This window comes from Flexivirga lutea (genome assembly GCF_054778955.1).
The window spans coordinates 214979-235858 of sequence record NZ_BAAGZB010000002.1 but is presented as its reverse complement, the minus strand read 5'-3'; the positions used below and the strand labels follow the sequence as shown (position 1 = coordinate 235858).

Genomic DNA, 20880 nt, shown 5'->3' with positions numbered 1-20880 from the left:
CGACACCGAATTTCCCGGTCCGGACACACGCCCCCACCGTCATTCGGCCAGAATGACCTCGACCTCAGGGCAGTGGCGTTGCGCCGCACCTGTCGCCGCCGGCCCGCAGCACCGAGTTGGTGCGCTGCCACGACGCCGGGTCCGACGCCCGTGTCACCGGTCGGATGACGTACCCGTGCGCGCGGTCCACCCGGGTCGGCCGGAACTTCTCGGTCGTGGTGACCTTGCCCGAGGCATCACGCCGGAAGGTCACCAGCGCGATGACGCCGTCCTGTGCCGCCTCGGTCGACCTCCGGCCGCCATACGCGACGATGCCGGCGGCCTGGTCGGACAGGGCGTTGCCGAGGCTGTAGTTGACCAGCCGGCCATCGATCCGCTCACACGGCTGCACCACGTGCGGGTGGTTCCCGATGATGTAATCGACCGTGCCGGAGGAGAGCAGTTCCGTTGCGAGACGGCGTTGTTCGGCAGTCGGCCGTGGGTCTTGCTCGTCTCCCCAGTGCATCGAGACGAGCACCAGATCGGCGCCGTGCGCTCGCGCTGACCGGGCGTCGGCCTCGATGCCGCGGGCGCCGACGACGTCATACAGGTTGCGGGCGGCCCACGGCGCGCCGACGGGCACGTGCCGGGTGTTCCCGACCGTGTTGTCCAGGGTGTAGCTGTAGGACAGCTGCGCGATGGTGAAGCCGTTCGCCCGGTAGATGGCCGGCTGGCCGGGGTGTGCGGCGTCGGCGCCGGGTCCCGCGGCCTGCAGCCCCGCCCGGTGCAGGATCTCCCGGGTGGCGCCCACGCCGGCGAGCTGCTGGTCGAAGGAGTGGTTGTTCGCCGTGCTGCAGCCGTCGAAGCCCGCCTCGCGCAGCGCCGTTGCGAACGCCGTCGGCGCCCCCATGACCAAGCCGTGACTGAGGTTGGCGCCGGTCGCGCCCAGCGGTGTTTCCAGCTGGCAGATCGCCACATCGGCCGCCCGGATCGTCGGGGCGAGCTGGGCGAACATCGGGTCGAAATCCCACGTCGTCCCGCGCCTGGCCGCGGCGAGCACCGCCGCGTGCGGGATCTCGTCACCCGATACGGCGATCGTCACCGTGCCGGGTTCGTGGCGCGCGGACGGCGTCGTGGCGTCATTCGTCCGCGCCGACGAGGGCGACCGGGTACCGACTGCGGGCGAGCTGTATGACGCACCGGGCGACCGCGGGACCGCGCTGCTCGATGCCCTGGACGCGGGCATCGAGGTGCCAGCGGAGGCAGGGGCCGCGGCCGAGTCACCGGTGGACGACCGGGCGCCGGTGGAGCAGGCGGCGAGCGTGAGCACCGTCAGGGCCACCAGAGTCGTCCGACGGGCGGGTCGGAAACGGTGGGACGACATGGGGCGAGAGCGTAACCGACACCGGCGCTTCAACTGCGGTAGCTTCCCGTACGTACTCACCAGTAAGTTCGACCCCTTCGTCAGGAGCGGAACCCATGGGAAAGTTCGATTCGCCGGTCAAAGCAGCCCCGGGCTCGGACCTCAACGCCAAGCAGGAGGGCCTGCTGTGGGCGGTCGTCACGGTGCTGGCCTTCGTCGTGTTGCTCTTCCTCGACTTCATCTTCCAGCCGGATACCTCCTCGCTGCCGGGCCCGACCTGGCTCATCGGTCCGATCATCGGCTTCGTGATCGGGATCATCGCCGCACTGGTGGTCAAGCCGCGCAGCTGGCAGGTGCAATCCTGGATCGTGCCCGGCGTCGTGCTGGTCCTGGTCATCCTGTGCGAGCTCTTCCAGGGCGACGCGCAGTGGGTCGGCCAGGCGCTCGCCACGTTCTTCGTCGGATTCGGCGGCGGCGTGCTCTTCTTCCGGGCCGCCGAGAAGCAGCACGAGTTCGACCTCGCCCGGCAGGGCTGAGTCGCTGCGACCCCACCGCCCCTGGTCACCGACAGGACCACCTATGCATCGAGGGGACCAGCAAATCGGCCGATTTGCTGGTCCCCTCGATCGTGTGCTGGTCCTGTCGGTCAGCGGGGCTGTGCCGCTCGATCAGGCCGAGCGAGCACTCGCCGTGCGGTCAGGCGCGGGCGGCGCGCTCCACGTCGAAGCGGTCGTTGTCCATGACCTTCGCCCAGGCAGCGACGAACTCGTGCACGAACTTCTCCGCGGCGTCGTCGGAGGCGTAGACCTCGGCCACCGCACGCAGTTCGGAGTTGGCGCTGAACGCCAGGTCCGCACGCGTGCCGGTCCAGGTCTGACCCTGCGGCCCGGTGCCGACGTAGGTGCCCGGCCGGTCGCCCGGCTTCCAGTCGGCGGTGATGTCGAGCAGGTTGACGAAGAAGTCGTTCGTCAGCTGGCCCTCACGGTCGGTGAAGACGCCGGCCTTGTTGTTGCCGGTGTTGGCGCCGAGGACGCGCAGTCCACCGATCAGGACGGTCGTCTCGGGGACCGAGAGGTTGAGCAGGTTCGCCCGGTCCACCAGGTGGAACTCGAACGGCGCCTTCGGCTCGCTCTCGACGAAGTTGCGGAACGCGTCGATCTTCGGCTCCAGGTAGCCCATCTGCTCGACGTCGGTCTGCTCCTGGGTCGCGTCGCCGCGGCCCGGAGTGAACGGCACCTGCACGTCATACCCGGCGGCCTTGGCCGCCTGCTCGACGCCGAGGTTGCCGGCCAGCACGATCGCGTCCGCAACCGAAACGCCTGTCGCCGCAGCGATCTGCTCCAGCTTGGCGACGACCGGACCGGTGACGCCCGGGTCGTTGACCGCCCAGCCCTTCTGCGGCTCCAGCCGCAGACGGCCACCGTTGGCGCCACCGCGCTTGTCGGAGTTGCGGTAGCAGCCGGCGGCCGCCCAGGCGGTCTTCACCAGCTCCGAGACCGAGAAACCGGCCTCGGCGATCTGCTGGGTGGCCGCGGCGATCGCCTCGGCGCTCGGCGCCTCGGTGGCGGGGATCGGGTCCTGCCAGAGGAGTTCCTCGGTCGGTGCCTCGGCGCCGCGGTAACGCGTCGCCGGGCCCATGTCGCGGTGGGTCAGCTTGAACCACGCGCGGGCGTAGGCGTCGGCGAAGGCGTCCGGGTCGTCCAGGAAGCGCTTGGAGATCTTGCCGTACTCCGGGTCGAAGCGCAGCGCCAGGTCGGTGGTCAGCATGCGCGGCTCACGCTTACCGTCACCCTGCGACTCCGGCACCATGTCGGCGCCACCGCCGTTGACGGGCCGCCACTGGTTGGCGCCGGACTCGGACTGGAAGAGCTCCCACTCGTAGCCGTAGAGGATGTGGAAGAACTCGTTGTCCCAGCGGGTGGGGTGGTAGGTCCAGGTGACCTCCAGGCCCGAGCCGATCGCGTCGATGCCCTTACCGCTCTTGTATGACGACTTCCAGCCCAGGCCGTTCTGCTCGTACGGCGCGGCCTCCGGCTCCGGACCGACCTGCTCGGCGTTGCCCGCACCGTGCGTCTTGCCGAAGGTATGGCCGCCGGCGATCAGGGCGACGGTCTCCTCGTCGTTCATCGCCATACGGGCGAACGTCTCGCGAATGTCCTTGGCGGCGGCCAGCGGGTCGGGGTGACCACCCGGACCCTCGGGGTTGACGTAAATCAAGCCCATTTGCGTTGCGGCCAAAGGGTTTTCGAGGTCGCGCTCGCCGGAGTAGCGCTGGTTGTCGCCGAGCCACTCGGTCTCGGCGCCCCAGTAGATGTCGTCGTCCGGCTCCCACGCGTCGACGCGGCCGCCGGCGAAGCCGAAGGTCTTGAAGCCCATGTCCTCCATGGCGGCGTTGCCGGCCAGGACCATCAGGTCGGCCCACGACAGCGACTTGCCGTACTTCTTCTTGACCGGCCACAGCACGCGGCGGGCGCGGTCCAGCAGGACGTTGTCCGGCCAGGAGCTCAGCGGCGCGAAGCGCTGCTGTCCGGTGCCGGCGCCGCCGCGGCCGTCCTGCACGCGGTAGGTGCCTGCGGAGTGCCACGCCATCCGGACGATCAGCGGGCCGTAGTGCCCGAAGTCGGCCGGCCACCACTCCTGCGAGGTCTTCAGCGTGCCGATGATGTCGGCCTTGACCTCGGCCAGGTCGAGCGCCTCGAACGCCTCGGCGTAGTCGAAGTCCTCGCCCAGCGGGTTGGCGACCGCGGGGTTCTTGGCCAGGATCTTCAGGTTGAGGCGCTGCGGCCACCACTGCTGGTTGCTGTCGCCCTGCGCCGGCTGCACGAGTTCGTGCATGACCGGGCACTTGCCGCCGCCGGCGTCGCTGTCGTTGATCTCAGCGAGTGGCTGCTCTTCTGTGGTGCTCATGGCGTCCTTTCATAGCGGCGAGCGTCAGGCCCGCTTGGGTGAAACTTCTTGGGAGGCAACGCAGTCGGGGCAGTAGCCCCAGTAGATGACCTCGGCTTCGTCGATGGCGAAGCCGTGATCGTCCGAAGCGTGCAGGCACGGCGCGGCACCGACGGCGCACTCGACGTCGACGACGGTGCCGCAACTCCGGCAGACCAGATGATGGTGATTGTCGTTGCGCCGCAGCTCGTAGAGCGCGGGGGAACCGGAGGGCCGGATCCGGCGCACGAGGCCGGTCTCGGTGAACGTGTTGAGACAGTCGAAGATGGCCTGACGCGACACGCTCGGCAGCACGTCGTGCACCGTCTCGGCCAACAGCGCCGAGTCCGCGTGCGGATGATCGTGCACCGACTCCAGCACCGCGAGCCGCGGCCGCGTCACCCGCAACCCGGCAGCGCGAAGGGCGGTCTCGAAGTCCGGCATGGCGCCAGTCTCGTGCATTGTTTGGACTGGGTCAAGTCTTTGTGCCAATAACGATTCGGTGTCGGATTGATCTGCTATGCCTACGGCGCCTGCGGCCGGATCGGTAGCGTGCGGACAGGTGGGGGGAGCCGCTCGAGCGGACATCTGCAAGTGGGGGGCGAGGCGATCCGATGGGTCCAACGGTATGAATCGGCTGGCCGCGATCGCCCGGCGGCACCGCTTCGGGCAGACGGTGCTCTTCGCACTCACGGTGTGCCTGCTGGTCGGGACCGCTGCCGTCGACCCGCTGCTGACCCGGTCGTTCAGCCATGCGGTGGTCAGCTTCCACGCCCGCGCCGAGGGTGACCTGGGCGGTCAGGTGCTCATCACGGCCAACTCGCTGAGCACGCAGTCGCCGCAGACGGCCGCCGAGCTGACGTCCATCCCACGCCTGGAGAAGCTGCTCGATCCACGGGTGCGACCGGTCGTCGGATCGCCGGTCGTGTCGACATACGGCAACGAGTTCTGGCACGAGACGCTGCTGCCGATCACCGTGCAATCCACCGTGGGGCAGTGCCGCCACGTCGCGCTGGTGCAGGGACGGTGCCCCACCGCCGAGGGCGAGGTGCTGATGTCGCAACCGACCTTCCACCGCGCGTTGACCGGCCTGCACCTCGGCTCGGTGGTGACTCTCGGGCCCACGCAGGCGCCGACCAGGCTACGCATCGTCGGGGTCTACACGCTGCCGCGGGCAGACCGGTTCTGGCGCGGTGTGGACATCGCGCGTTTCAGCCCTGACTCCAAGGACTCCGTCGCGACGCTCCTGGCGACGCCCCGGACGGTCGAACAATCCGTCCCCGTCACGGCGTCCGTGAGCTACCCGGTGCTCGAGTCCCGACTGACGCCCGCATCGCTCGCGAGCGCGGCCGCCGGTGCACGGGCGATGGAGAAGCGCGGCGACGTCAACGTCTTCGAGAGTCTCAACCAGGTCTATGACGCGACCCGGCAGGACGTGCAGCAGGTGCGCCGGATCCTGCCCTTCCTGCTCGTGCAACTCGGGGTCGTCCTGCTGATCCTGCTGGTGCAGGTGACCAGCTTCTTCGCGACGGTGCGTCGCGGGGAGGCAGCTGTGCTGAAGATGCGCGGCAACGGGACAGCCGGCGTGGTCCGGTTGGGAGCAGCCGAGTTCCTCCCGGCCGCGGTCGCCGGAGCCGTGGGCGGTCTCGGACTGGCGTATGTCGTCGACGGCTTCGTGCGGCACTGGTGGCTGCCGGGAAGCGTTGCTGCCCAGTGGAGTTGGTCCTCGCTGCTGGTGGCTGCAGGTATGGCGGTGCTGATCGGCGCCGTGTGGCTGGTGTGCTGGTGGCTGACCGCACGCGCGTCGATCAGTGCGTTGTTGCGGGCTCGGCCACCGCGCCGTCGTGGGGTTCGCCTCTCGACGCCGGCCGCCGTGCTCGGTGCGGTGTGCCTGGTGGGTGTCGTGCTCACCGCGACGCACAGCCTCACCGGTGCGCCGGTGCAGATCACGCCGGTCCTGCTGGCGGGGCTCGTCGCGATCGTGGTCGGTGCACTGCTGGCGCCGGCCGCGACCTGGCTCGTGCGCCGCCTGTTGACGCGGCGACGCTCCGCTGCGGCACTGGCGGTCGCGCAACTGGGCCGCCGCGCCGGTGTGGTGACGGCGGTGACGACGCTGATCATCACCTCGGCGCTGCTGACGCTGAGCGTGAGCGTCTTCGTGCGGGGCGCCGACAACCGGGCCGCCCGCACTGCCGCCGATCTGGGGGCGACGTCGCTGGTGCACGTGAGCACCGGGCCCGGCAGCGCGAGCGGGCAGGACCTGATCGACGCGGTCACGTCCCTCGACCCGCAGCACCGCGAGTTCGCGCCCGCGGTGATGATCAACGCCTCGACACCGATGAGCAACGCGATCCTCGGGGTCATCCCGTCCGCCATGCAGCACGTCGGCAGCCGCACCGGACTGCAGCAACAGGTGCCGTGGTCCGCGCTGGGCACCGGCACAGCGGACGGCCGACCGGCAGCACTGATCGCCACCTGGACCACCGAGACCACCGTCGGTGCAACGGTTTCCGCTCCCACCATGGCCGACGTGGACGGAGACTTCACCGTGGTGGGCGCGGCGCCATACATCCCGGGTGTCGGCGCGCGCACGATCGTCGTCGACCTCAAGACGATGCTGGCGGCCGGCGACCGGCAGGACAACGTCTCCTTCCAGGTCTTCGCCGCGACACAGGACCCACACCGTCTGGCGCAGCTCGAGGCGGCGGTGCGGAAGGCGGGCTTCGCCTCGATCCAGGTGCAGACCACCGAACAGGTGCGTGCCGGGTATGACGCCACCGCGACCGCTTGGGCGATGAACCTGAGCATCGTGGTGTCGGTGCTCGCGGTCCTCGCGGCGCTGACCAGCGTGGTGCTCGTGGCGGTGGCCTCGCGGACCGACCGTCGCCGGGACCTGCGGGCGTTGCGGACCGGCGGAGTGCCACGTGCCGTGCTGCGCCGGGCAACGGTGGGGGAGTTCGTCATGCTGACCCTCACCGGTGGCCTGATCGGAGCGGCGACGGCACCCCTCGCCTCCCGGCTGACCGGACCGACCATGCTGTGGTGGTCGACGCCGCCCGAACAGCCCGTCACCAGAACGGGTTTCCAATGGCCGTTCGGCGCGGCCGCGGCAGCCGCGCTCGTCGTGCTGTTGGTCGTCGTCGGCGCGGCCTTCGGCAGCCGCCTGGCCCGATCGGCGGAGGCCGCGGAGAGGGGACGACGGGGATGACTGGGATGACGCCCGGGGACGCAGCACCGATCGTCACCGTCGAGGGCCTGGTGCAGATCTACAGCATCGAGGGACAGGACGTCGCCGCCCTCTCCGGCGTCAACCTGACGGTGCAGCGGGGCGAGATCGTCGCGCTCGTCGGGCCTTCCGGCGCCGGCAAGTCGACCCTGCTCAACGTGCTCGCCGGCCTGATGTCACCGAGTGCCGGGCGAGTGCGGCTGGCCGGGCACGAGTTGAGCGCCAAGAACGCCGCCGTCCTCGACCGGGCGCGTGGCAGCGACTTCGCCGTCCTGCTGCAGGACGTGACCCGCAACCTGTTGCCCTATCTGTCCGTCCGGCAGAACGTCGAGCTCGGCTGGCCGAAGTCGGTGCGGGCCGGCATCGACATCGACGGCATCCTGGACATCGTTGACATCGCGCCGGACCTGAGACCTCAACCGGTGCGGGCGATCTCGGGCGCCGCACGCCAGCTGACCGCGATCGCCGCGACGCTCGCGACCAACCCGTCGGTGCTGCTCGCCGACGAACCCACCAGCAGCCTGGCCGGCGCCGAGGTGCGCGCGGTCACCGACGCGATCCTGCGCGCCAACCGTGAACTCGGCACCACGGTCATCGCGGTCACGCACGATCTCGATGTCGCTACCGCGTTGGACGCGCGGATCATCACCATCCGGGACGGGCGGATCCGCATGGACGCGCGGGCCGGCAACACCCTGGTGTCGATCCGGGAGGACGGCAGCCTGCCGCTGCCGGACGACGTCCTCGGGCAGTTCCCGGCCGGCACGCAGGTGACCGTCCGCCCCGGGGAGGACGCCGACACATTCGTCGTACGACGTGCGGGAGGTGACGACCACAGATGATCCATGTGGAGCGGGTGACCGCCGAAACAGCGGACGGGACGGTCATTTTCGACGACCTGGAGCTGCTGGTCGGTGATGGTGAAGTGGTTGTCGTGACCGGGCACGCCGGTAGCGGGAAGTCGGCGTTGGTCGATGTATGCCGCGGCGTCCTGCGGCCGGTGTCCGGAACGGTCGTGGTCGAGCCGGCCGACGGGTGCGCGGTGATCACCCAGGACTACGACCTGTCCGAGTCGCTGACCGTCGTCGAGAACATCGTGCTGCCGCTCATCGCTCGCGGGATGGACCACTCAGCGGCCGCTCAGCGTGCGGCCGAGGCGTTGCAACGCCTCGGGGTCGGGGCGATCGGCGACCACCTGATCGACGAGATCTCCGGCGGCCAGCGTCAACGGGTCGCCGTGGCACGGGCCCTCGCGGATGAGCCGTCGGTCGTCCTGGCCGACGAGCCGACGTCGGCGTTGGACGCCGAGAACCGGGTGCTCGTGCTGGCCGAGCTGCACCGCGTGGCTGCGGCCGGCGCGTCCGTGCTGATCACCACCAACGACACGCAGCTGGCGCAGAGGGGTGACATCGCGTTCGCGCTCGACCCGCACTGACGGTCAGGCGCACACGGGCCGCGGCTCAACGCCGCCCGGCCGGGTCAGAACGCACCGTCGTGGCGGTAGACCGTGAGGGCACGACGGTCCACCCGCAGATCGAGCACATCGGCCTCCTCGCCGAGTTCGCCGTCCCGCGCGATACGCACCGGTCCGCCGCGCACGATCTCGATCTGCAACGACGGTGCATGAATCTCGTGGTAGCGCTTGTGCCGGCCCAACTGCCCGGTGAGCAGGGACACGAGGATGGTGAGGGTCGCTCCCAGACTGGAGGCGTCGAGCATCCGCAGATCGATCAGTCCGTCGTCGAGGCGTTCCCGGAAACTGGGCGCGAAGCCGTGCGGCTCGTATTCGCTGTTGCCGAGGAAGAGCAGGTCGACGCGGACGGTGCGGTCGTCGACGCGCACCGTGATCGGCCGGGAGCGCACCAACGTGCGCAGTCCGGCATACAGTGCCGCCAGCGGTTTGCCGATGCGCTGCTCGTTGCGTTCCCGGATGGCGACGAAATCGGTGTAGACACCGATGCTCGCGGTGTTCAGGAAGAGCCGGTCGTTCAGGTAGGCGAGATCGACCTTCGCCGCGGTGCCGCGCTTGACCGCCGTGATCGCGTCACGCAGCGGGTAGGACCAGGCGTCCTTCGCGAAGTGGTTGAATGTGCCGGCCGGGAAGACGGCCAGCGGGACCTGCTCCTGCCGGGCCGCCTGCGCCGCTGCGCGCACCGTGCCGTCGCCACCGGCGACCCCGAGAACCGCTGCGCGCGCGGCGGATTCGCGCATCACCCGATCGATGTCGCTGTCCTCGGTGAGTTTCACGACCTCGAGATCGGGAAGTTCCTCGCGGACCTTGTCCAGCACGCGCTCACCCTCGCCGCTGTGCGACGCCGGATTGACGACCAGCACGACACCGTCGCCGGTCGGTCGCTCGGTGAGCTGCAGGAGATCGGGGCGTTGTACGGCGGAGGGCGGCTCGGCCGGTGGCACCAGCCGTGCGCCGACCTGCGCGACAGCCGTGCCGAGCAGCCAGCCGGCCGCCACGTCGGACGGGTAGTGCGCACCGGTCGAGATCCGGGAGAGCCCGACCAGGCCGGCCAGTGCTCGCAACGGCAAGGACAGCACCGGCAACTCCAGGCCGACGGCGGTGGCGAACGCGGCCGCGCTCGCGGCGTGCCCACTGGGGAAACTGGCCGAGGACGGCAGCTTGCGCGACAGGCGCACGAGCGGCACCGACGCCAACGACGGACGCGCCCGGCGATTGGTCCGCTTGGCCAGCTGATTCGCGATCAGGCTGGTCGCCGCGATGGAGACGACCCCGCGGACCGCGGCCCGCTTGGCGCGCCGATCACGGCTCAGGCCGAGCGCGCCGGCGACGCCGAGCCACAGCACCGAATGGTCGGCGACGTCGGTGAGCCTCGGCAACGCCTTGTCCAGAGCGGAACTGCGCGTTGCGGCGATGTCCTCGAAGATCGACACGTCGATCTGGTCGATGTCCTGCATGAGGCGCTTGACGCGATCGGACACGAGGCGGACGTGGTGGTTGGCGAGCGGCATGACGCCATACTCCCGCACGGCCGCCGCCATTCGCTGCAGGCGTGGCGCCCGCATCGGCACGGCGGAGGGAGCAAACGGAGGTCATCGCTCGCGTCACGCTCGCCACGGCGGTTCAGTGGCTCTACCGTGAGCCCTGTGACAGCAGGGGAGTTGGTGCACGACCCGACCGGGCGTGTCAACGGCGCGCCGGCGCTGATGCGTGGGCACGCAGCCCTGCGGCTGGCGGGCGCCGCCTTGATCGCGTTCACCGTCGTGGTGCAACTGGTCGAGGCCCTGACTCGCGAGCAGCAGCGCGCGACGGTCGCCAACTTCTTCAGCTACTTCACCATCCAGTCCAACCTCATCGTCGCCGTCGTCCTCGCGGTGGCGGGCGTCATACAGCTGCGGCGGCCGGATCCGAGACGGCCGGAGCCGCGTCGGCTGGACCTGGTGCGTGGGGCGGCGACGGTGTACATCTCGATCACCGGCGTCGTCTATGCGCTGTTGCTCAGCAATATCGACGTCAACACGCCGCTGCCGTGGGCGAACGTGGTGCTGCACTACGTCGTGCCGGTCGCGATGGTCGTCGACTGGCTGCTCGATCTGCCGGAGCGGGTCATCGAGTTCCGGACGGCGGTGGTGTGGTTGGCCTATCCGTTGATCTACCTGGCCTACACGTTGCTGCGTGGTCCGGCGGTCGACTGGTACCCGTATCCGTTCCTGGACCCGGGTCCGCACGGCTACGGCTACGTCGCGGTGATGAGTCTGTGCGTGGCGGTCGCGGCGGCGGCGTTCGTCGCCGTCGTCGCCGGCGCCACCCGGCTGCCGGGCCGGATGATCCGCCCGCGGGGCTGACCCGGGCCCGGCATCCGGTGGGTTACCGCACCCCGCCGGTGCAGGCGTTGAAGACGGAGTTGGACTTCGGGTCGAACTTCCCGTCGATCGGGAACCACCACTCGACCCTGGTGTATGCCGCAGGGCCGTGCTGGGAGCAGTGGCCCAACCGGAACGCCCGGACCGCCGCGGTCGTCGGGCGGCATTCGGCGATGGGGCCGTTCGCCGGCGGCCGGCACGCGGTGGCGGTGCCCTTCGCGACCTTGCCGCCCCACGACGTCCAGTGCACCGTGGTGATGTAGCTGGTCGGATCGCCGCCGAAATCAACGACTTTCGGACGGCTGGCACCGAGTCCGCGGGTGAAGTGATGGGCGGTGCCCAGCACCGGCGGCGACGCGAGATGCGCGATGCCGGTGGCGCTGCGCGTGCTGGCCAGGGCGGAAGGACCCCAGGCGGTGACGGCGCCGGCGATGCAGACGGCGGTGAGGGCGGTTGCGATGGTGTATCCCCGAGTGTTCATGTCGGGAGGACTCCTGGGAAGCGGGCACGGTTGGCCCGGTGAGGTCACGAATCGATTGCGTTCGTGCAGCGGACACGACCTGACCGGAAGCACTCCTAGCGTCGCAGTCCTGCTCGTCAACGCCGAGCAGCACCACGACAGAGGAGACCACGCATGCAGTTGGCAGCCACCCGTATCGTCACCGACGACGTCGACGCACTCGTCGCGTTCTACGAAGAGGTCTCCGGGCTGACGGTCACCCGGCTGCACCCGTTGTTCGCCGAGCTACGCACCGAGACGGGCGTGCTGGCGATCTCCAGCACGCAGACGGTCCCGCTGCTGGGCGACGGTGTGGCCGAAGCCGGCGCCAACCGCACCGTCGTACTGGACTTCCGTGTCGACGACGTCGACGCGACCTACCTGCGACTCCGGTCGTTGCTGGACACCTTCGTCAAGGAGCCGACGGTGATGCCCTGGGGCAACAAGTCGCTGCTCTTCCGCGACCCCGACGGCAACCTGGTCAACTTCTTCACGCCCCAAGTCGTCTGAGTGTGCTCGGAGAGGACGGCTGTGGCACCGGTCCGCGTACGCCGTGTTCGCACCACCGACGTGTGAGGACGCAGCAACAGGGGTAACCCCGTATGACGTCGCAACTGCAACCACAGGGAGGTCCACATGGGACTGTTCGACAAGGCCAAGAACAAGGCCGAGGAAGCAACCGGCAAGGGTAAGGAAGCCGCCGGCGACGCGACCAACGACGACTCCACCAAGATGGAGGGCAAGGTCGATCAGGCCAAGGCGGAGGGCAAGGACAAGCTCGAGGACGTCAAGGACAAGTTCGACAACTGACTCGTCCGACGCACCGCCTGCCGGCGCCTCACTGCGGTGGGGCGCCGGAGGTGTGTCCGGTGCCGGTGGGCCCTGTGGGGCTCGAACCCACAACCTACGGATTAAAAGTCCGCAGCTCTACCAATTGAGCTAAAGGCCCCTGCGTGTGTGCGCGTGCCAGCGTAGTCCGCGGCACAGCCAGCGTCACATCGACCCGAGCCGGTGAGTCGCAGAGGCCGCCCGCGTGCTGTCCGTCGGGTACGCGCCCGGGTGCGGCCTGTCGGTGCGCCGGGGCAGAATCAACGGCATCGGGGATCGGCGCAGCGGGCGCCGATCGGGGTTGCTCACATTCGGGGAATGACGCAATGGCGCCGAACGGCACTGGCACGGTGATCGTGACGTGGCTGCTGGCGGCCGCCGCATTCGTCGGCGTGGTGGTGCTGTGGCCGCGCCTGGCCGCACGGCACTGGCGGGCCTGGGCCGGCCGGGTCGCGCTGCAGGCGACGGCCACCACCTTGGCGCTGGTCGCCGTGGCGGCGACCCTGAACGCCGAGAACGGCTGGTACGCCGACTGGTCCGACCTGCGCAACGACCTGGCCGGCACCGCGTCACCGCACAGCGCGCCCATGACGTATGGCGCCGATCCGGTGCAGCACGCACTGGCGCCCGCGGCGGCCCGGGCCGACCGTGACGCGCGGCACGCCTACCACCGGCACCGGTCCCGCTGGGAGTCGCGACTGCGCCATCGACCTCGCGACCGTGGCCAATACCTGCGGGTGTCCATGCCGGGACCGACCGGCCGGCCCGTCACAGTGGAGGTGTGGCTGCCGGCGGCATACAACGACCCGGCGCAGGCCGGCCGCACCTTCCCGGTGATCGAGGCGTTCCACGGCATACCCGGCACACCCGGCGACTACCGACGGCCGGTGCACATCGGCCGCACCATCAGCCGGCTGGTCGAGGAGCATCAGCTGGCGCCGACGATCGTGGTCGCGGCGCCATACACCCCGCACGGGCTCGACACCGAATGTGTCGACGGCCCCGGCCTGCCGATGCTCAGCTGGCTGACCCGCGACGTCCCGCAGTGGGTGATCCGGCATCTGCGCGCGCGTCCTGACCGCGATTCGTGGGCGACTCTCGGCTTCAGCGCCGGTGGCTACTGCGCGGCGCTGACCGCGATGCGCCGGCCACAACAGTTCGGCGCCACCGTCCTGCTCGGCGGTTACTTCAAACCCGCCTTCGGGCGATGGCAGCCCTTCGGCGACACGACACCGGCCGGCTACGATCTGCTGCGCCTGGAGCGCACCGATCCGCCGCCGATCGCTGCCTGGGTGCAGGTGGCGCTGCAGGACCCGATGTCAGGCCGGGGCAGTGAGCAGTTCGCGACCATGGCACGACCGCCGATGTCCGTCACCGCGGTCGTATGGCGCCGCGTCGGGCACCGGATGAGCGTCTGGATCAGCGCCATGCCCATGGCTTTGGAGTGGCTGGGCCGGACGCGCGCCGGCTTCCGTCCAACGCCCACTGTCGCGCCCTGAGCGGGCCGGGCGGGCCGACGCCGGCGGCCCACCTGGGAGGATGGACGGACCATGAATCTCTACGATCGCCTGCCCGACGCCGACGACCCGGACGAAACCTACGCACGATTCGTGGACTGGGCGGGGGAGCGCGGCCTGTCGCTCTATCCGCACCAGGAGGAGGCGATCATCGAGCTGCTCGGCGGGGCCAACGTCATCCTGGCCACGCCGACCGGCTCCGGGAAGTCGATGGTGGCGACAGCCGCGGAGTTCGCCGCGCTGGCCGGTGACCGGGTCAGCTTCTACACGGCGCCGATCAAGGCGCTGGTGTCGGAGAAGTTCTTCGCGCTGTGCGAGACGTTCGGCGCGGACAACGTCGGCATGCTCACCGGGGACGCCTCGGTCAATGCCGACGCGCCGATCATCTGCTGCACCGCCGAGGTGCTGGCCAACATCGCGCTGCGGGAGGGGCGCACCGCCGACGTCGGCATGGTCATCATGGACGAATTCCACTTCTACTCCGAGCCCGAACGAGGCTGGGCGTGGCAAGTGCCGCTGCTCGAGCTGCCACAGGCCCAGTTCCTCCTGATGTCAGCGACATTGGGCGATGTGACGATCTTCGAGGACGAGCTCACCAAGCGCACCGGACGCCCCACCGCGACCGTCGCCCAGGCGGAGCGACCGGTGCCGCTGGCCTTCAAGTGGGCGATGACGCCGCTGCACGAGACGATCGAGGAACTGCTCTACGCCAAGGAAGCCCCGGCGTATGTCGTGCACTTCACCCAGGCGGCGGCCCTCGAACAGGCCCAGGCGCTGATGAGCATCAACATGCTCAGCAAGGTCGAGAAGGACCGGATCGCCGAGATCATCGCCGGCTTCCGCTTCTCGGCGGGCTTCGGTAAGACGCTGAATCGTCTGGTGCGCCACGGGATCGGTGTGCACCACGCGGGCATGCTGCCCAAATACCGGCGGCTGGTGGAGACTCTCGCGCAGGACGGGCTGCTGAAGATCATCTGCGGCACCGACACGCTCGGGGTCGGCATCAACGTGCCGATCCGCACCGTCATCTTCACCGGGTTGACCAAGTTTGACGGCACCCGGCAACGGCTGCTCAAGGCACGCGAATTCCACCAGATCGCCGGCCGGGCCGGCCGCGCCGGTTTCGACACCAGCGGCACGGTGGTGGTGCAGGCACCGGAACATCAGATCGAGAACGCCCGGGCGATCGCCAAGGCCGGCGACGACCCCAAGAAGCTGCGCAAGGTGCAGCGCAAGAAGCCGCCGGAGGGCTTCGTCAACTACACCGAAGAGACCTTCGACAAGCTGGTCCACGCCGACCCCGAGCCGCTGCAGTCTCGGATGCGCATCACGCATTCGATGCTGCTCAATCTCGTTGCCCGGGAAGGCGATCCGTATGCCGCGGTGCGTGACCTGGTGCGTGACAATCACGAGGATCCGCGGCGGCGCCGGCGGCTGGCCAAGCGGGCGATCACCCTCACCAGGGAGCTGCTGACGGCCGGAGTCATCGAGCGACTGCCGCAGCCGTCGCCGGACGGGCGGGGCGTGCAGCTGGTGACCGACCTGCAGGACGGTTTCGCGCTCAACCAGCCGCTGGCGCCCTTCGCGCTCGCGGCGCTGGACGTCCTGCCCGACGCCGACGACCCGGCCACCGACCAGCTCACCCATGCGCTCGACGTGGTCTCGGTGATCGAGTCGATCCTGGAGGACCCGCGGCCGATCCTGCTCGGCCAGCGGCGCAAGGCCCGCGGCGAGGCGGTCGCGCAGATGAAGGCCGACGGCATCGAGTACGACGAGCGCATGGAGCTGCTGGAGGACGTGACCTGGCCGCAGCCACTCGCCGAGCTGCTGGACGCGGCGTTCGAGACCTATCGGGCCGCTCAACCGTGGGTGGGGGAGCAGGCGTTGTCGCCCAAGTCCGTGGTGCGTGAGATGTACGAGAACGCCTGGAGCTTCGGCGATCTGGTGCGCTACTACGAGATCGCCCGGTCCGAGGGCATCGTGCTGCGCTACCTCACCGACGCCTATCGCACGTTGCGGCAGACAGTGCCCGACAGCGCCAAGACCGACGAGCTGTCCGACCTCATCGAGTGGCTCGGCGAGGTGATCCGGCAGACCGACTCCAGTCTCCTGGACGAGTGGGAGGAGCTGGTCAATCCGGCGCTGCACGAGGAGCGTGCGTCGGCGCTGGTGCACACGCCCCGGTCGATCACCACCGGGAAGGCCTTCGCCATACAGATCCGGCGCGGCATGTTCCACCGTGTCGAGCTGGCGGCCCGCCGGGGGGTCGTCGGGCTCGCCGCACTCGAACGCGCCGTCGCGGCGTCGACCGAGCCCCCGACCGAGATCGTGATGGACGAATCCGCTTGGCACGACGACCTTTCGGCATACTTCGCCGAACACGAGGAGATGCTGACCGACGCCGACGCGCGCGGACCGGCATACCTGCGCATCGAGCGCGGCAAGGACAAGTGGGAAGTGCGACAGGTGATCCACGATCCGGCCGGTGATGGTGACTGGGGCATCGACGCCGAGGTCCCGCTCGCCGCCAGCGACTCCGCCGGCCAGGCCGTCATCGTCGTTTTGGGCCTGAACAGGTTGGACTGAGCCTTCCGGCGTCGTCGCCCGCGTCGTTTACGGTGGACGGTGATGACCGAGAGAACTCTTCATGGCTGACGGGGACGAGCCGCGCAGACCCAGGCGCCCGGCGATGTTCAGTCCCGGCGCGCTGGACGCACAGGGCTCCAGCGGCGTCGATCCCGCGGAGGTCTCCGAGATCGCGCACGAGACCGCCGCGGTGCTGGTCGGCAGGGGACGTGCTGCCGACGACCCGGAGCTGACCGGGCGGCTGGTGCGGCTGGTCGACGAGCTCGGTATGGCGACCGTTGCCGAACTGTGGGCCGGACGCCCGGCGGTCAGCCTGCCGGGTGCGCTGTGGCGGCTCTACGCCATCCACGAGTCGGTGCGTCGCGACTCCGTCGGCGCCGCCGCCGACTACGAACTCGGCCGGCACCGCGCGGACGTGCAGCACGTGATCGCCGGTGCGGCGGAGCCGCCGTCACCGGACGGCCTGCGTGCGCTGGTGGACGCCATACTCACCGGTGTCTTCGACGGCGACCTGGCGGTGGCGCTCGAGCGGGCCGCGGCGTTCTGCCGGATCATCTCGGTCGGGCGGGCCCATCGCGCCGACGAGCACGACGGGTATGACGAACGCTCGGCCAGTGCCGCCACTCGCAGTGCGGCGGCGTTGCTCGACACGGCCAAGGATCTGGAGCGCTGCGCCGCGGCGTGGCGACGCGGTGATCTCGACTGAGGTGGGTGCGCCGGACCGGGAGCGCCTCACGGCGCACGGCCGCTCGTAGCGGCTAATTTTGGGACCCGGGGCTGCCGCGGTCCGGCGCACCATGAAGCCTAACGGCGTCCGGGCCGGACTTGTTCCATGCCCCGCGGGATCACTTCGGCGAAACGGCTCAGCGGTGGTCGGTCGCGCCGAGCATGACCTTGCCCTGGCCGGCACACGCTGCACGGTGCTCGCGGGCCTCCTGGCGGGCCTTGTCCCGCGACCGGCGGGCGCGGCCGGTCCAGTCGCAGCTCGTGCAGTAGCCGAACGCGAAGTTGCCGTCCTCCTTGGTGAGGTCGTCCTCCAGCGGCACCAGCTCGGTCGTGGACTGGTGCCCGTGCGAGTCGCTGACCTGCAGAGTGTTGCCCTTGCGGCCGCGAAAGAGCGGCCGACGGCTCTCCTTGTCCTTCCCCACGGGGTAGATCATGCCGGACCAAGCCGAATCGGGCGAAAGGAGCCCGGTCACCGACCGAGAGGAGCACCGAACGACCGAGGGGAGTACCGATCCAGGTCGGATCCGTACTCCCCTCGGTCAGGGGATACTCCTCTCGGTCAGTGGTGCGCTGGGACCACTCAGCCGAAACGGCCGGAGATGTAGTCCTCGGTGGCCTTCTTGGCCGGGTTGTTGAAGATCTGCTGCGTGTCGTCCATCTCGATCAGGTTGCCCGGCTTGCCGGTGGCCTCGAGATTGAAGAATGCCGTCCGGTCCGACACACGCGCCGCCTGCTGCATGTTGTGCGTGACGATGACGATGGTGAACTGCTCCTTCAACTGCGTCATCAGATCCTCGATGGCCAGCGTGGAGATCGGGTCGAGCGCCGAGCACGGCTCATCCATCAGCAGCACCTGCGGCTCCACCGCGATCGCCCGGGCGATGCACAGCCGCTGCTGCTGACCGCCGGACAACCCGGCCCCGGGCTTGTTCAGCCGGTCCTTGACCTCGTTCCACAGGTTCGCCCCGACCAGCGACTCCTCGACCTTCTGGTCCAGCAGCTTCTTGTTCTTCACCCCGTTGAGCCGCAGGCCGGCGATCACGTTGTCGCGGATCGACATGGTGGGGAAGGGGTTCGGCCGCTGGAAGACCATGCCGACCGTGCGGCGGACCGCGACCGGGTCGACCGAGGCGGCATACAGGTCCTCGTCGTCGAGCATGACCTTGCCCTCGACGCGGCCACCCGGGGTGACCTCGTGCATACGGTTCAGCGTCCGCAAGAAGGTGGACTTCCCGCAGCCGGACGGTCCGATGAAGGCGGTGACCGAGCGTGGTTCGACGGTCATCGTGACGCCTTCGACCGCCTTGAAGTCGCCGTAGTAGACGCTGAGGTCCTTGACGTCGATGCGCTTGCCCATGAAGTGACTTTCCTTGTTCCGGGGGCCGCGGAGCGGCTCAGCCCTTGACCTTGGTGAAGTGGCCGATGACCCGACCGATCACGTTGATGACCAGCACGAGCAGGATCAAGGTGCAGGCGGCACCCCAGACCCGGTCGGCGCTCACCTGGTCGCCGGCCATGTTCGGCAGGTTGGTGTTGATCAGTGTCGGCAGCGCCGCGATGTTGCCGGAGAAGAGGTTCTGGTTCAGGAACTGCGAGTACTGCGCCAGGATCAGCAATGGCGCGGTCTCGCCCGCGACCCGCGCGAAGCCCAGCAGCGAGCCGGTCACGATCCCGGAGAACGACGTCGGCAGCACCACACGCACGATCGTCTTCCACTTCGGCACACCCAGTGCGTATGACGCCTCACGCAGCTCGTTCGGGACCAGCTTGAGCATCTCCTCGGTGGAGCGGCAGACGACCGGCACCATCAGCAGCACCAGCGCCAGCGACGAGCAGAAACCGCCCAGCTGCCACCCGAAGAAGGTCACCCAGATGGCGTAGATGAACAGACCGGCCACGATCGACGGCACGCCCGACAGGATGTCGACCATGAAGCTGATCGTCCGGGCGATCGCGCCCCTGCCGTACTCGACCAGGTAGATCGCGGTCATGACGGCGATCGGTATGGCGATCACCGACGTGCCGAGAGCGATCAGCAGCGTGCCGATGATCGCATGACGTGCGCCGCGGACGTTGTGGTCGAAGCCTGGTGCACCGACGCCCGACTGGTCCTTCTGCCACCACGTGACCTCCAGCATGGTGCTCAGCCCGCGCGACAGCACCGTCCACAGGATCCAGGCCAGCGGGACGAGGGCGACCAGGAACGCAGCCCAGATGACGACCGTGGCGAGGTTGTTCTTGACGGCCCGGAGGCCGGACTTGCTCGGCCCGAGGCCACTGAGCGGCGTCTCGGACCGGGCCATCTCCTTCAGATCCATGCTCATTCGGTGAAGGCCTTCTGACGTTCGATCACGATGCGCGCCAATGCGTTGACCACGAAGGTCAGCACGAACAGCACCAGGCCGGCCGCGACATACGCGCCGGTGCCGATGCCCGGGGTGAACTCCGCGGCACCGCCCGCGATCTTGGAGGCGAAGGTGTCGCCGCCGTTGAAGAGGGACCAGGTCCACTTCGTGCCGTTGGGCAGTGACGACAGGATGTAGAGGACCGCGACCGTCTCCCCGAGCGCCCGGCCGAGCCCCAGCATGGTGGCGCTGATGATGCCGGTCTTGCCGAACGGCAGCACCGCCGTGCGGATCATCTCCCACTTGGTGGCACCCAGCGCCAGCGCGGCTTCACGATGCGCGAGCGGAGCCTGGGCGAACACCTCGCGGGTCAGCGCCGTCACGATCGGCAGGACCATGATGGCCAGCACGATGCCCGCCAGGAAGATCGTCGTACCGCCGCCGATGCCGGGCACTTTGCCGAAGAGCGGGAACCAGCCGAAGGTGTCGGAGATCCAGTTCTGCAGGTGCTCGTACTTCGGGGCCACGATGAAATAGCCCCACAGGCCGTAGACGATGGACGGCACGGCGGCCAGCAGGTCGATGAGCGCCGCAGCGGCCCCGGCCAGCCACCGGGGCGCGTAGTGGGTGAGGAAGAGCGCGATCGCGATCGAGAACGGCACGGCGATGGCCAGCGCCACCACGGACGTGGCCACCGTGGTCCACAGCATCTGCACGATGCCGAACTTCGCCGCCGAGACCTCCCACTGACGGGCGGTGAGGAAGTTGACCTTGTCCTCGCCGATCGCCGGAACCGCCTGGAAGAGCAGGAAGATCGCGACCAGCACCACGATCGCGATGACCAGCACGCCGCTGCCGGTCGCGGCGCCGCCGAAGATGCGATCGCCGCGTCGGCCGGTGCTTGCTCCGTCACCGCGCAGCGGTGGACGCCCGTCGGGGTCGGGCAACTCGTCGGCGAGCGAGGCGCCGGTCGATGCAGTCATGCGGTCTCCGTGAACGTCGCGGCGCGCGGTGCGCCGCGGGGATGATGCGGTATGGCGGGCAGGTCGACG

Annotated in this window: 19 protein-coding genes and 1 tRNA gene; 10 read left to right on the top strand and 10 right to left on the bottom strand. The window is 69.3% G+C overall.

What is annotated here, in order from left to right; genetic code table 11:
* Positions 1-64: 64 nt before the first annotated feature.
* Complete coding sequence (locus tag ACYVBN_RS07540) at positions 65-1363, bottom strand: CapA family protein (RefSeq protein ID WP_460599977.1); 1299 nt, start codon at positions 1361-1363, stop codon at positions 65-67.
* Between the two features lie 95 nt (positions 1364-1458).
* On the opposite strand from ACYVBN_RS07540, the gene ACYVBN_RS07535 reads away from it, so the two are divergent.
* Positions 1459-1878, top strand: a complete 420-nt coding sequence (locus tag ACYVBN_RS07535; protein ID WP_460599976.1) for a hypothetical protein — start codon at positions 1459-1461, stop codon at positions 1876-1878.
* Between the two features lie 160 nt (positions 1879-2038).
* Here ACYVBN_RS07535 and katG read toward each other — a convergent pair whose 3' ends face one another.
* Positions 2039-4249 carry a catalase/peroxidase gene (gene katG, locus ACYVBN_RS07530; protein ID WP_460599975.1) on the bottom strand — a complete coding sequence of 737 codons (2211 nt, stop codon included), beginning with the start codon at positions 4247-4249 and terminating at the stop codon, positions 2039-2041.
* Positions 4250-4273: 24 nt separating this feature from the next.
* Positions 4274-4711 (bottom strand): Fur family transcriptional regulator, encoded by a 438-nt coding sequence (locus ACYVBN_RS07525; protein ID WP_440283829.1) that lies wholly within the window; start codon positions 4709-4711, stop codon positions 4274-4276.
* A gap of 184 nt (positions 4712-4895) precedes the next feature.
* On the opposite strand from ACYVBN_RS07525, the gene ACYVBN_RS07520 reads away from it, so the two are divergent.
* Genes ACYVBN_RS07520 through ACYVBN_RS07510 form a run of 3 tightly spaced genes read left to right on the top strand, consistent with a single transcriptional unit; the run spans position 4896 to position 8928 of the window.
* Positions 4896-7475 (top strand): FtsX-like permease family protein, encoded by a 2580-nt coding sequence (locus ACYVBN_RS07520; protein WP_460599974.1) that lies wholly within the window; start codon positions 4896-4898, stop codon positions 7473-7475.
* Positions 7472-8335, top strand: coding sequence for an ABC transporter ATP-binding protein (locus ACYVBN_RS07515; RefSeq protein WP_460599973.1), 864 nt, complete (start codon positions 7472-7474; stop codon positions 8333-8335). Before ACYVBN_RS07520 ends, ACYVBN_RS07515 begins: the two co-directional genes overlap by 4 nt.
* On the top strand, positions 8332-8928 hold the full coding sequence (locus tag ACYVBN_RS07510) for an ATP-binding cassette domain-containing protein (protein WP_440283826.1): 597 nt from the start codon (positions 8332-8334) through the stop codon (positions 8926-8928). Before ACYVBN_RS07515 ends, ACYVBN_RS07510 begins: the two co-directional genes overlap by 4 nt.
* Positions 8929-8972: 44 nt before the next feature.
* Here the strand turns inward: ACYVBN_RS07510 and ACYVBN_RS07505 are convergent, their stop codons facing one another.
* Positions 8973-10529 (bottom strand): bifunctional phosphatase PAP2/diacylglycerol kinase family protein, encoded by a 1557-nt coding sequence (locus ACYVBN_RS07505; RefSeq protein ID WP_460599972.1) that lies wholly within the window; start codon positions 10527-10529, stop codon positions 8973-8975.
* A gap of 81 nt (positions 10530-10610) precedes the next feature.
* Here ACYVBN_RS07505 and ACYVBN_RS07500 point away from each other — a divergent pair, with 81 nt between their 5' ends.
* Positions 10611-11309 (top strand): Pr6Pr family membrane protein, encoded by a 699-nt coding sequence (locus tag ACYVBN_RS07500; RefSeq protein ID WP_460599971.1) that lies wholly within the window; start codon positions 10611-10613, stop codon positions 11307-11309.
* A 22-nt stretch (positions 11310-11331) separates the two neighbouring features.
* On the opposite strand, the gene ACYVBN_RS07495 is transcribed toward ACYVBN_RS07500, so the two are convergent.
* Positions 11332-11808: a hypothetical protein gene (locus ACYVBN_RS07495; RefSeq protein ID WP_460599970.1), complete on the bottom strand. Its 477-nt coding sequence runs from the start codon at positions 11806-11808 to the stop codon at positions 11332-11334.
* Positions 11809-11961: 153 nt separating this feature from the next.
* Here ACYVBN_RS07495 and ACYVBN_RS07490 point away from each other — a divergent pair, with 153 nt between their 5' ends.
* Together ACYVBN_RS07490 and ACYVBN_RS07485 are read left to right on the top strand one after the other, a co-directional pair.
* On the top strand, positions 11962-12336 hold the full coding sequence (locus ACYVBN_RS07490) for a VOC family protein (RefSeq protein WP_460599969.1): 375 nt from the start codon (positions 11962-11964) through the stop codon (positions 12334-12336).
* Positions 12337-12462: 126 nt separating this feature from the next.
* A complete protein-coding gene (locus ACYVBN_RS07485) occupies positions 12463-12636 on the top strand; it encodes a CsbD family protein (RefSeq protein ID WP_460599968.1) in 174 nt (57 codons plus the stop codon).
* A gap of 66 nt (positions 12637-12702) precedes the next feature.
* Here the strand turns inward: ACYVBN_RS07485 and ACYVBN_RS07480 are convergent.
* Positions 12703-12775, bottom strand: a tRNA-Lys gene (locus ACYVBN_RS07480).
* 205 nt (positions 12776-12980) lie between these two features.
* Between ACYVBN_RS07480 and ACYVBN_RS07475 the strand changes: the two genes are divergently transcribed.
* The 3 genes from ACYVBN_RS07475 to ACYVBN_RS07465 all read left to right on the top strand — a co-directional run bounded on the left by ACYVBN_RS07475 (position 12981) and on the right by ACYVBN_RS07465 (position 17463).
* Positions 12981-14153, top strand: coding sequence for an alpha/beta hydrolase (locus ACYVBN_RS07475; RefSeq protein WP_460599967.1), 1173 nt, complete (start codon positions 12981-12983; stop codon positions 14151-14153).
* 51 nt (positions 14154-14204) lie between these two features.
* Positions 14205-16757, top strand: a complete 2553-nt coding sequence (locus ACYVBN_RS07470) for a DEAD/DEAH box helicase (RefSeq protein WP_460599966.1) — start codon at positions 14205-14207, stop codon at positions 16755-16757.
* Between the two features lie 61 nt (positions 16758-16818).
* A complete protein-coding gene (locus ACYVBN_RS07465) occupies positions 16819-17463 on the top strand; it encodes a hypothetical protein (protein ID WP_460599965.1) in 645 nt (214 codons plus the stop codon).
* A gap of 157 nt (positions 17464-17620) precedes the next feature.
* Here ACYVBN_RS07465 and ACYVBN_RS07460 read toward each other — a convergent pair whose 3' ends face one another.
* The 4 genes from ACYVBN_RS07460 to pstC all read right to left on the bottom strand — a co-directional run bounded on the left by ACYVBN_RS07460 (position 17621) and on the right by pstC (position 20811).
* Positions 17621-17905: a hypothetical protein gene (locus tag ACYVBN_RS07460; RefSeq protein WP_460599964.1), complete on the bottom strand. Its 285-nt coding sequence runs from the start codon at positions 17903-17905 to the stop codon at positions 17621-17623.
* 158 nt (positions 17906-18063) lie between these two features.
* Positions 18064-18840 (bottom strand): phosphate ABC transporter ATP-binding protein, encoded by a 777-nt coding sequence (pstB, locus tag ACYVBN_RS07455; RefSeq protein ID WP_460599963.1) that lies wholly within the window; start codon positions 18838-18840, stop codon positions 18064-18066.
* A gap of 37 nt (positions 18841-18877) precedes the next feature.
* Positions 18878-19807, bottom strand: a complete 930-nt coding sequence (pstA, locus tag ACYVBN_RS07450; RefSeq protein WP_460599962.1) for a PstA family ABC transporter permease — start codon at positions 19805-19807, stop codon at positions 18878-18880.
* Positions 19804-20811: a PstC family ABC transporter permease gene (gene pstC / locus ACYVBN_RS07445; RefSeq protein ID WP_460599961.1), complete on the bottom strand. Its 1008-nt coding sequence runs from the start codon at positions 20809-20811 to the stop codon at positions 19804-19806. Before pstC ends, pstA begins: the two co-directional genes overlap by 4 nt.
* Positions 20812-20880 lie beyond the last annotated feature (69 nt).

Bases quoted from the DNA above. Each gene is read 5' to 3' on its own strand.
- ACYVBN_RS07540 (WP_460599977.1), bottom strand. From the start codon at position 1,363: ATGTCGTCCCACCGTTTCCGACCCGCCCGTCGGACGACTCTGGTGGCC.
- ACYVBN_RS07535 (WP_460599976.1), top strand. From the start codon at position 1,459: ATGGGAAAGTTCGATTCGCCGGTCAAAGCAGCCCCGGGCTCGGACCTC.
- katG (WP_460599975.1), bottom strand. From the start codon at position 4,249: ATGAGCACCACAGAAGAGCAGCCACTCGCTGAGATCAACGACAGCGAC.
- ACYVBN_RS07525 (WP_440283829.1), bottom strand. From the start codon at position 4,711: ATGCCGGACTTCGAGACCGCCCTTCGCGCTGCCGGGTTGCGGGTGACG.
- ACYVBN_RS07520 (WP_460599974.1), top strand. From the start codon at position 4,896: ATGAATCGGCTGGCCGCGATCGCCCGGCGGCACCGCTTCGGGCAGACG.
- ACYVBN_RS07515 (WP_460599973.1), top strand. From the start codon at position 7,472: ATGACTGGGATGACGCCCGGGGACGCAGCACCGATCGTCACCGTCGAG.
- ACYVBN_RS07510 (WP_440283826.1), top strand. From the start codon at position 8,332: ATGATCCATGTGGAGCGGGTGACCGCCGAAACAGCGGACGGGACGGTC.
- ACYVBN_RS07505 (WP_460599972.1), bottom strand. From the start codon at position 10,529: ATGCGGGCGCCACGCCTGCAGCGAATGGCGGCGGCCGTGCGGGAGTAT.
- ACYVBN_RS07495 (WP_460599970.1), bottom strand. From the start codon at position 11,808: ATGAACACTCGGGGATACACCATCGCAACCGCCCTCACCGCCGTCTGC.
- ACYVBN_RS07490 (WP_460599969.1), top strand. From the start codon at position 11,962: ATGCAGTTGGCAGCCACCCGTATCGTCACCGACGACGTCGACGCACTC.
- ACYVBN_RS07485 (WP_460599968.1), top strand. From the start codon at position 12,463: ATGGGACTGTTCGACAAGGCCAAGAACAAGGCCGAGGAAGCAACCGGC.
- ACYVBN_RS07475 (WP_460599967.1), top strand. From the start codon at position 12,981: ATGGCGCCGAACGGCACTGGCACGGTGATCGTGACGTGGCTGCTGGCG.
- ACYVBN_RS07470 (WP_460599966.1), top strand. From the start codon at position 14,205: ATGAATCTCTACGATCGCCTGCCCGACGCCGACGACCCGGACGAAACC.
- ACYVBN_RS07465 (WP_460599965.1), top strand. From the start codon at position 16,819: ATGGCTGACGGGGACGAGCCGCGCAGACCCAGGCGCCCGGCGATGTTC.
- pstB (WP_460599963.1), bottom strand. From the start codon at position 18,840: ATGGGCAAGCGCATCGACGTCAAGGACCTCAGCGTCTACTACGGCGAC.
- pstA (WP_460599962.1), bottom strand. From the start codon at position 19,807: ATGAGCATGGATCTGAAGGAGATGGCCCGGTCCGAGACGCCGCTCAGT.
- pstC (WP_460599961.1), bottom strand. From the start codon at position 20,811: ATGACTGCATCGACCGGCGCCTCGCTCGCCGACGAGTTGCCCGACCCC.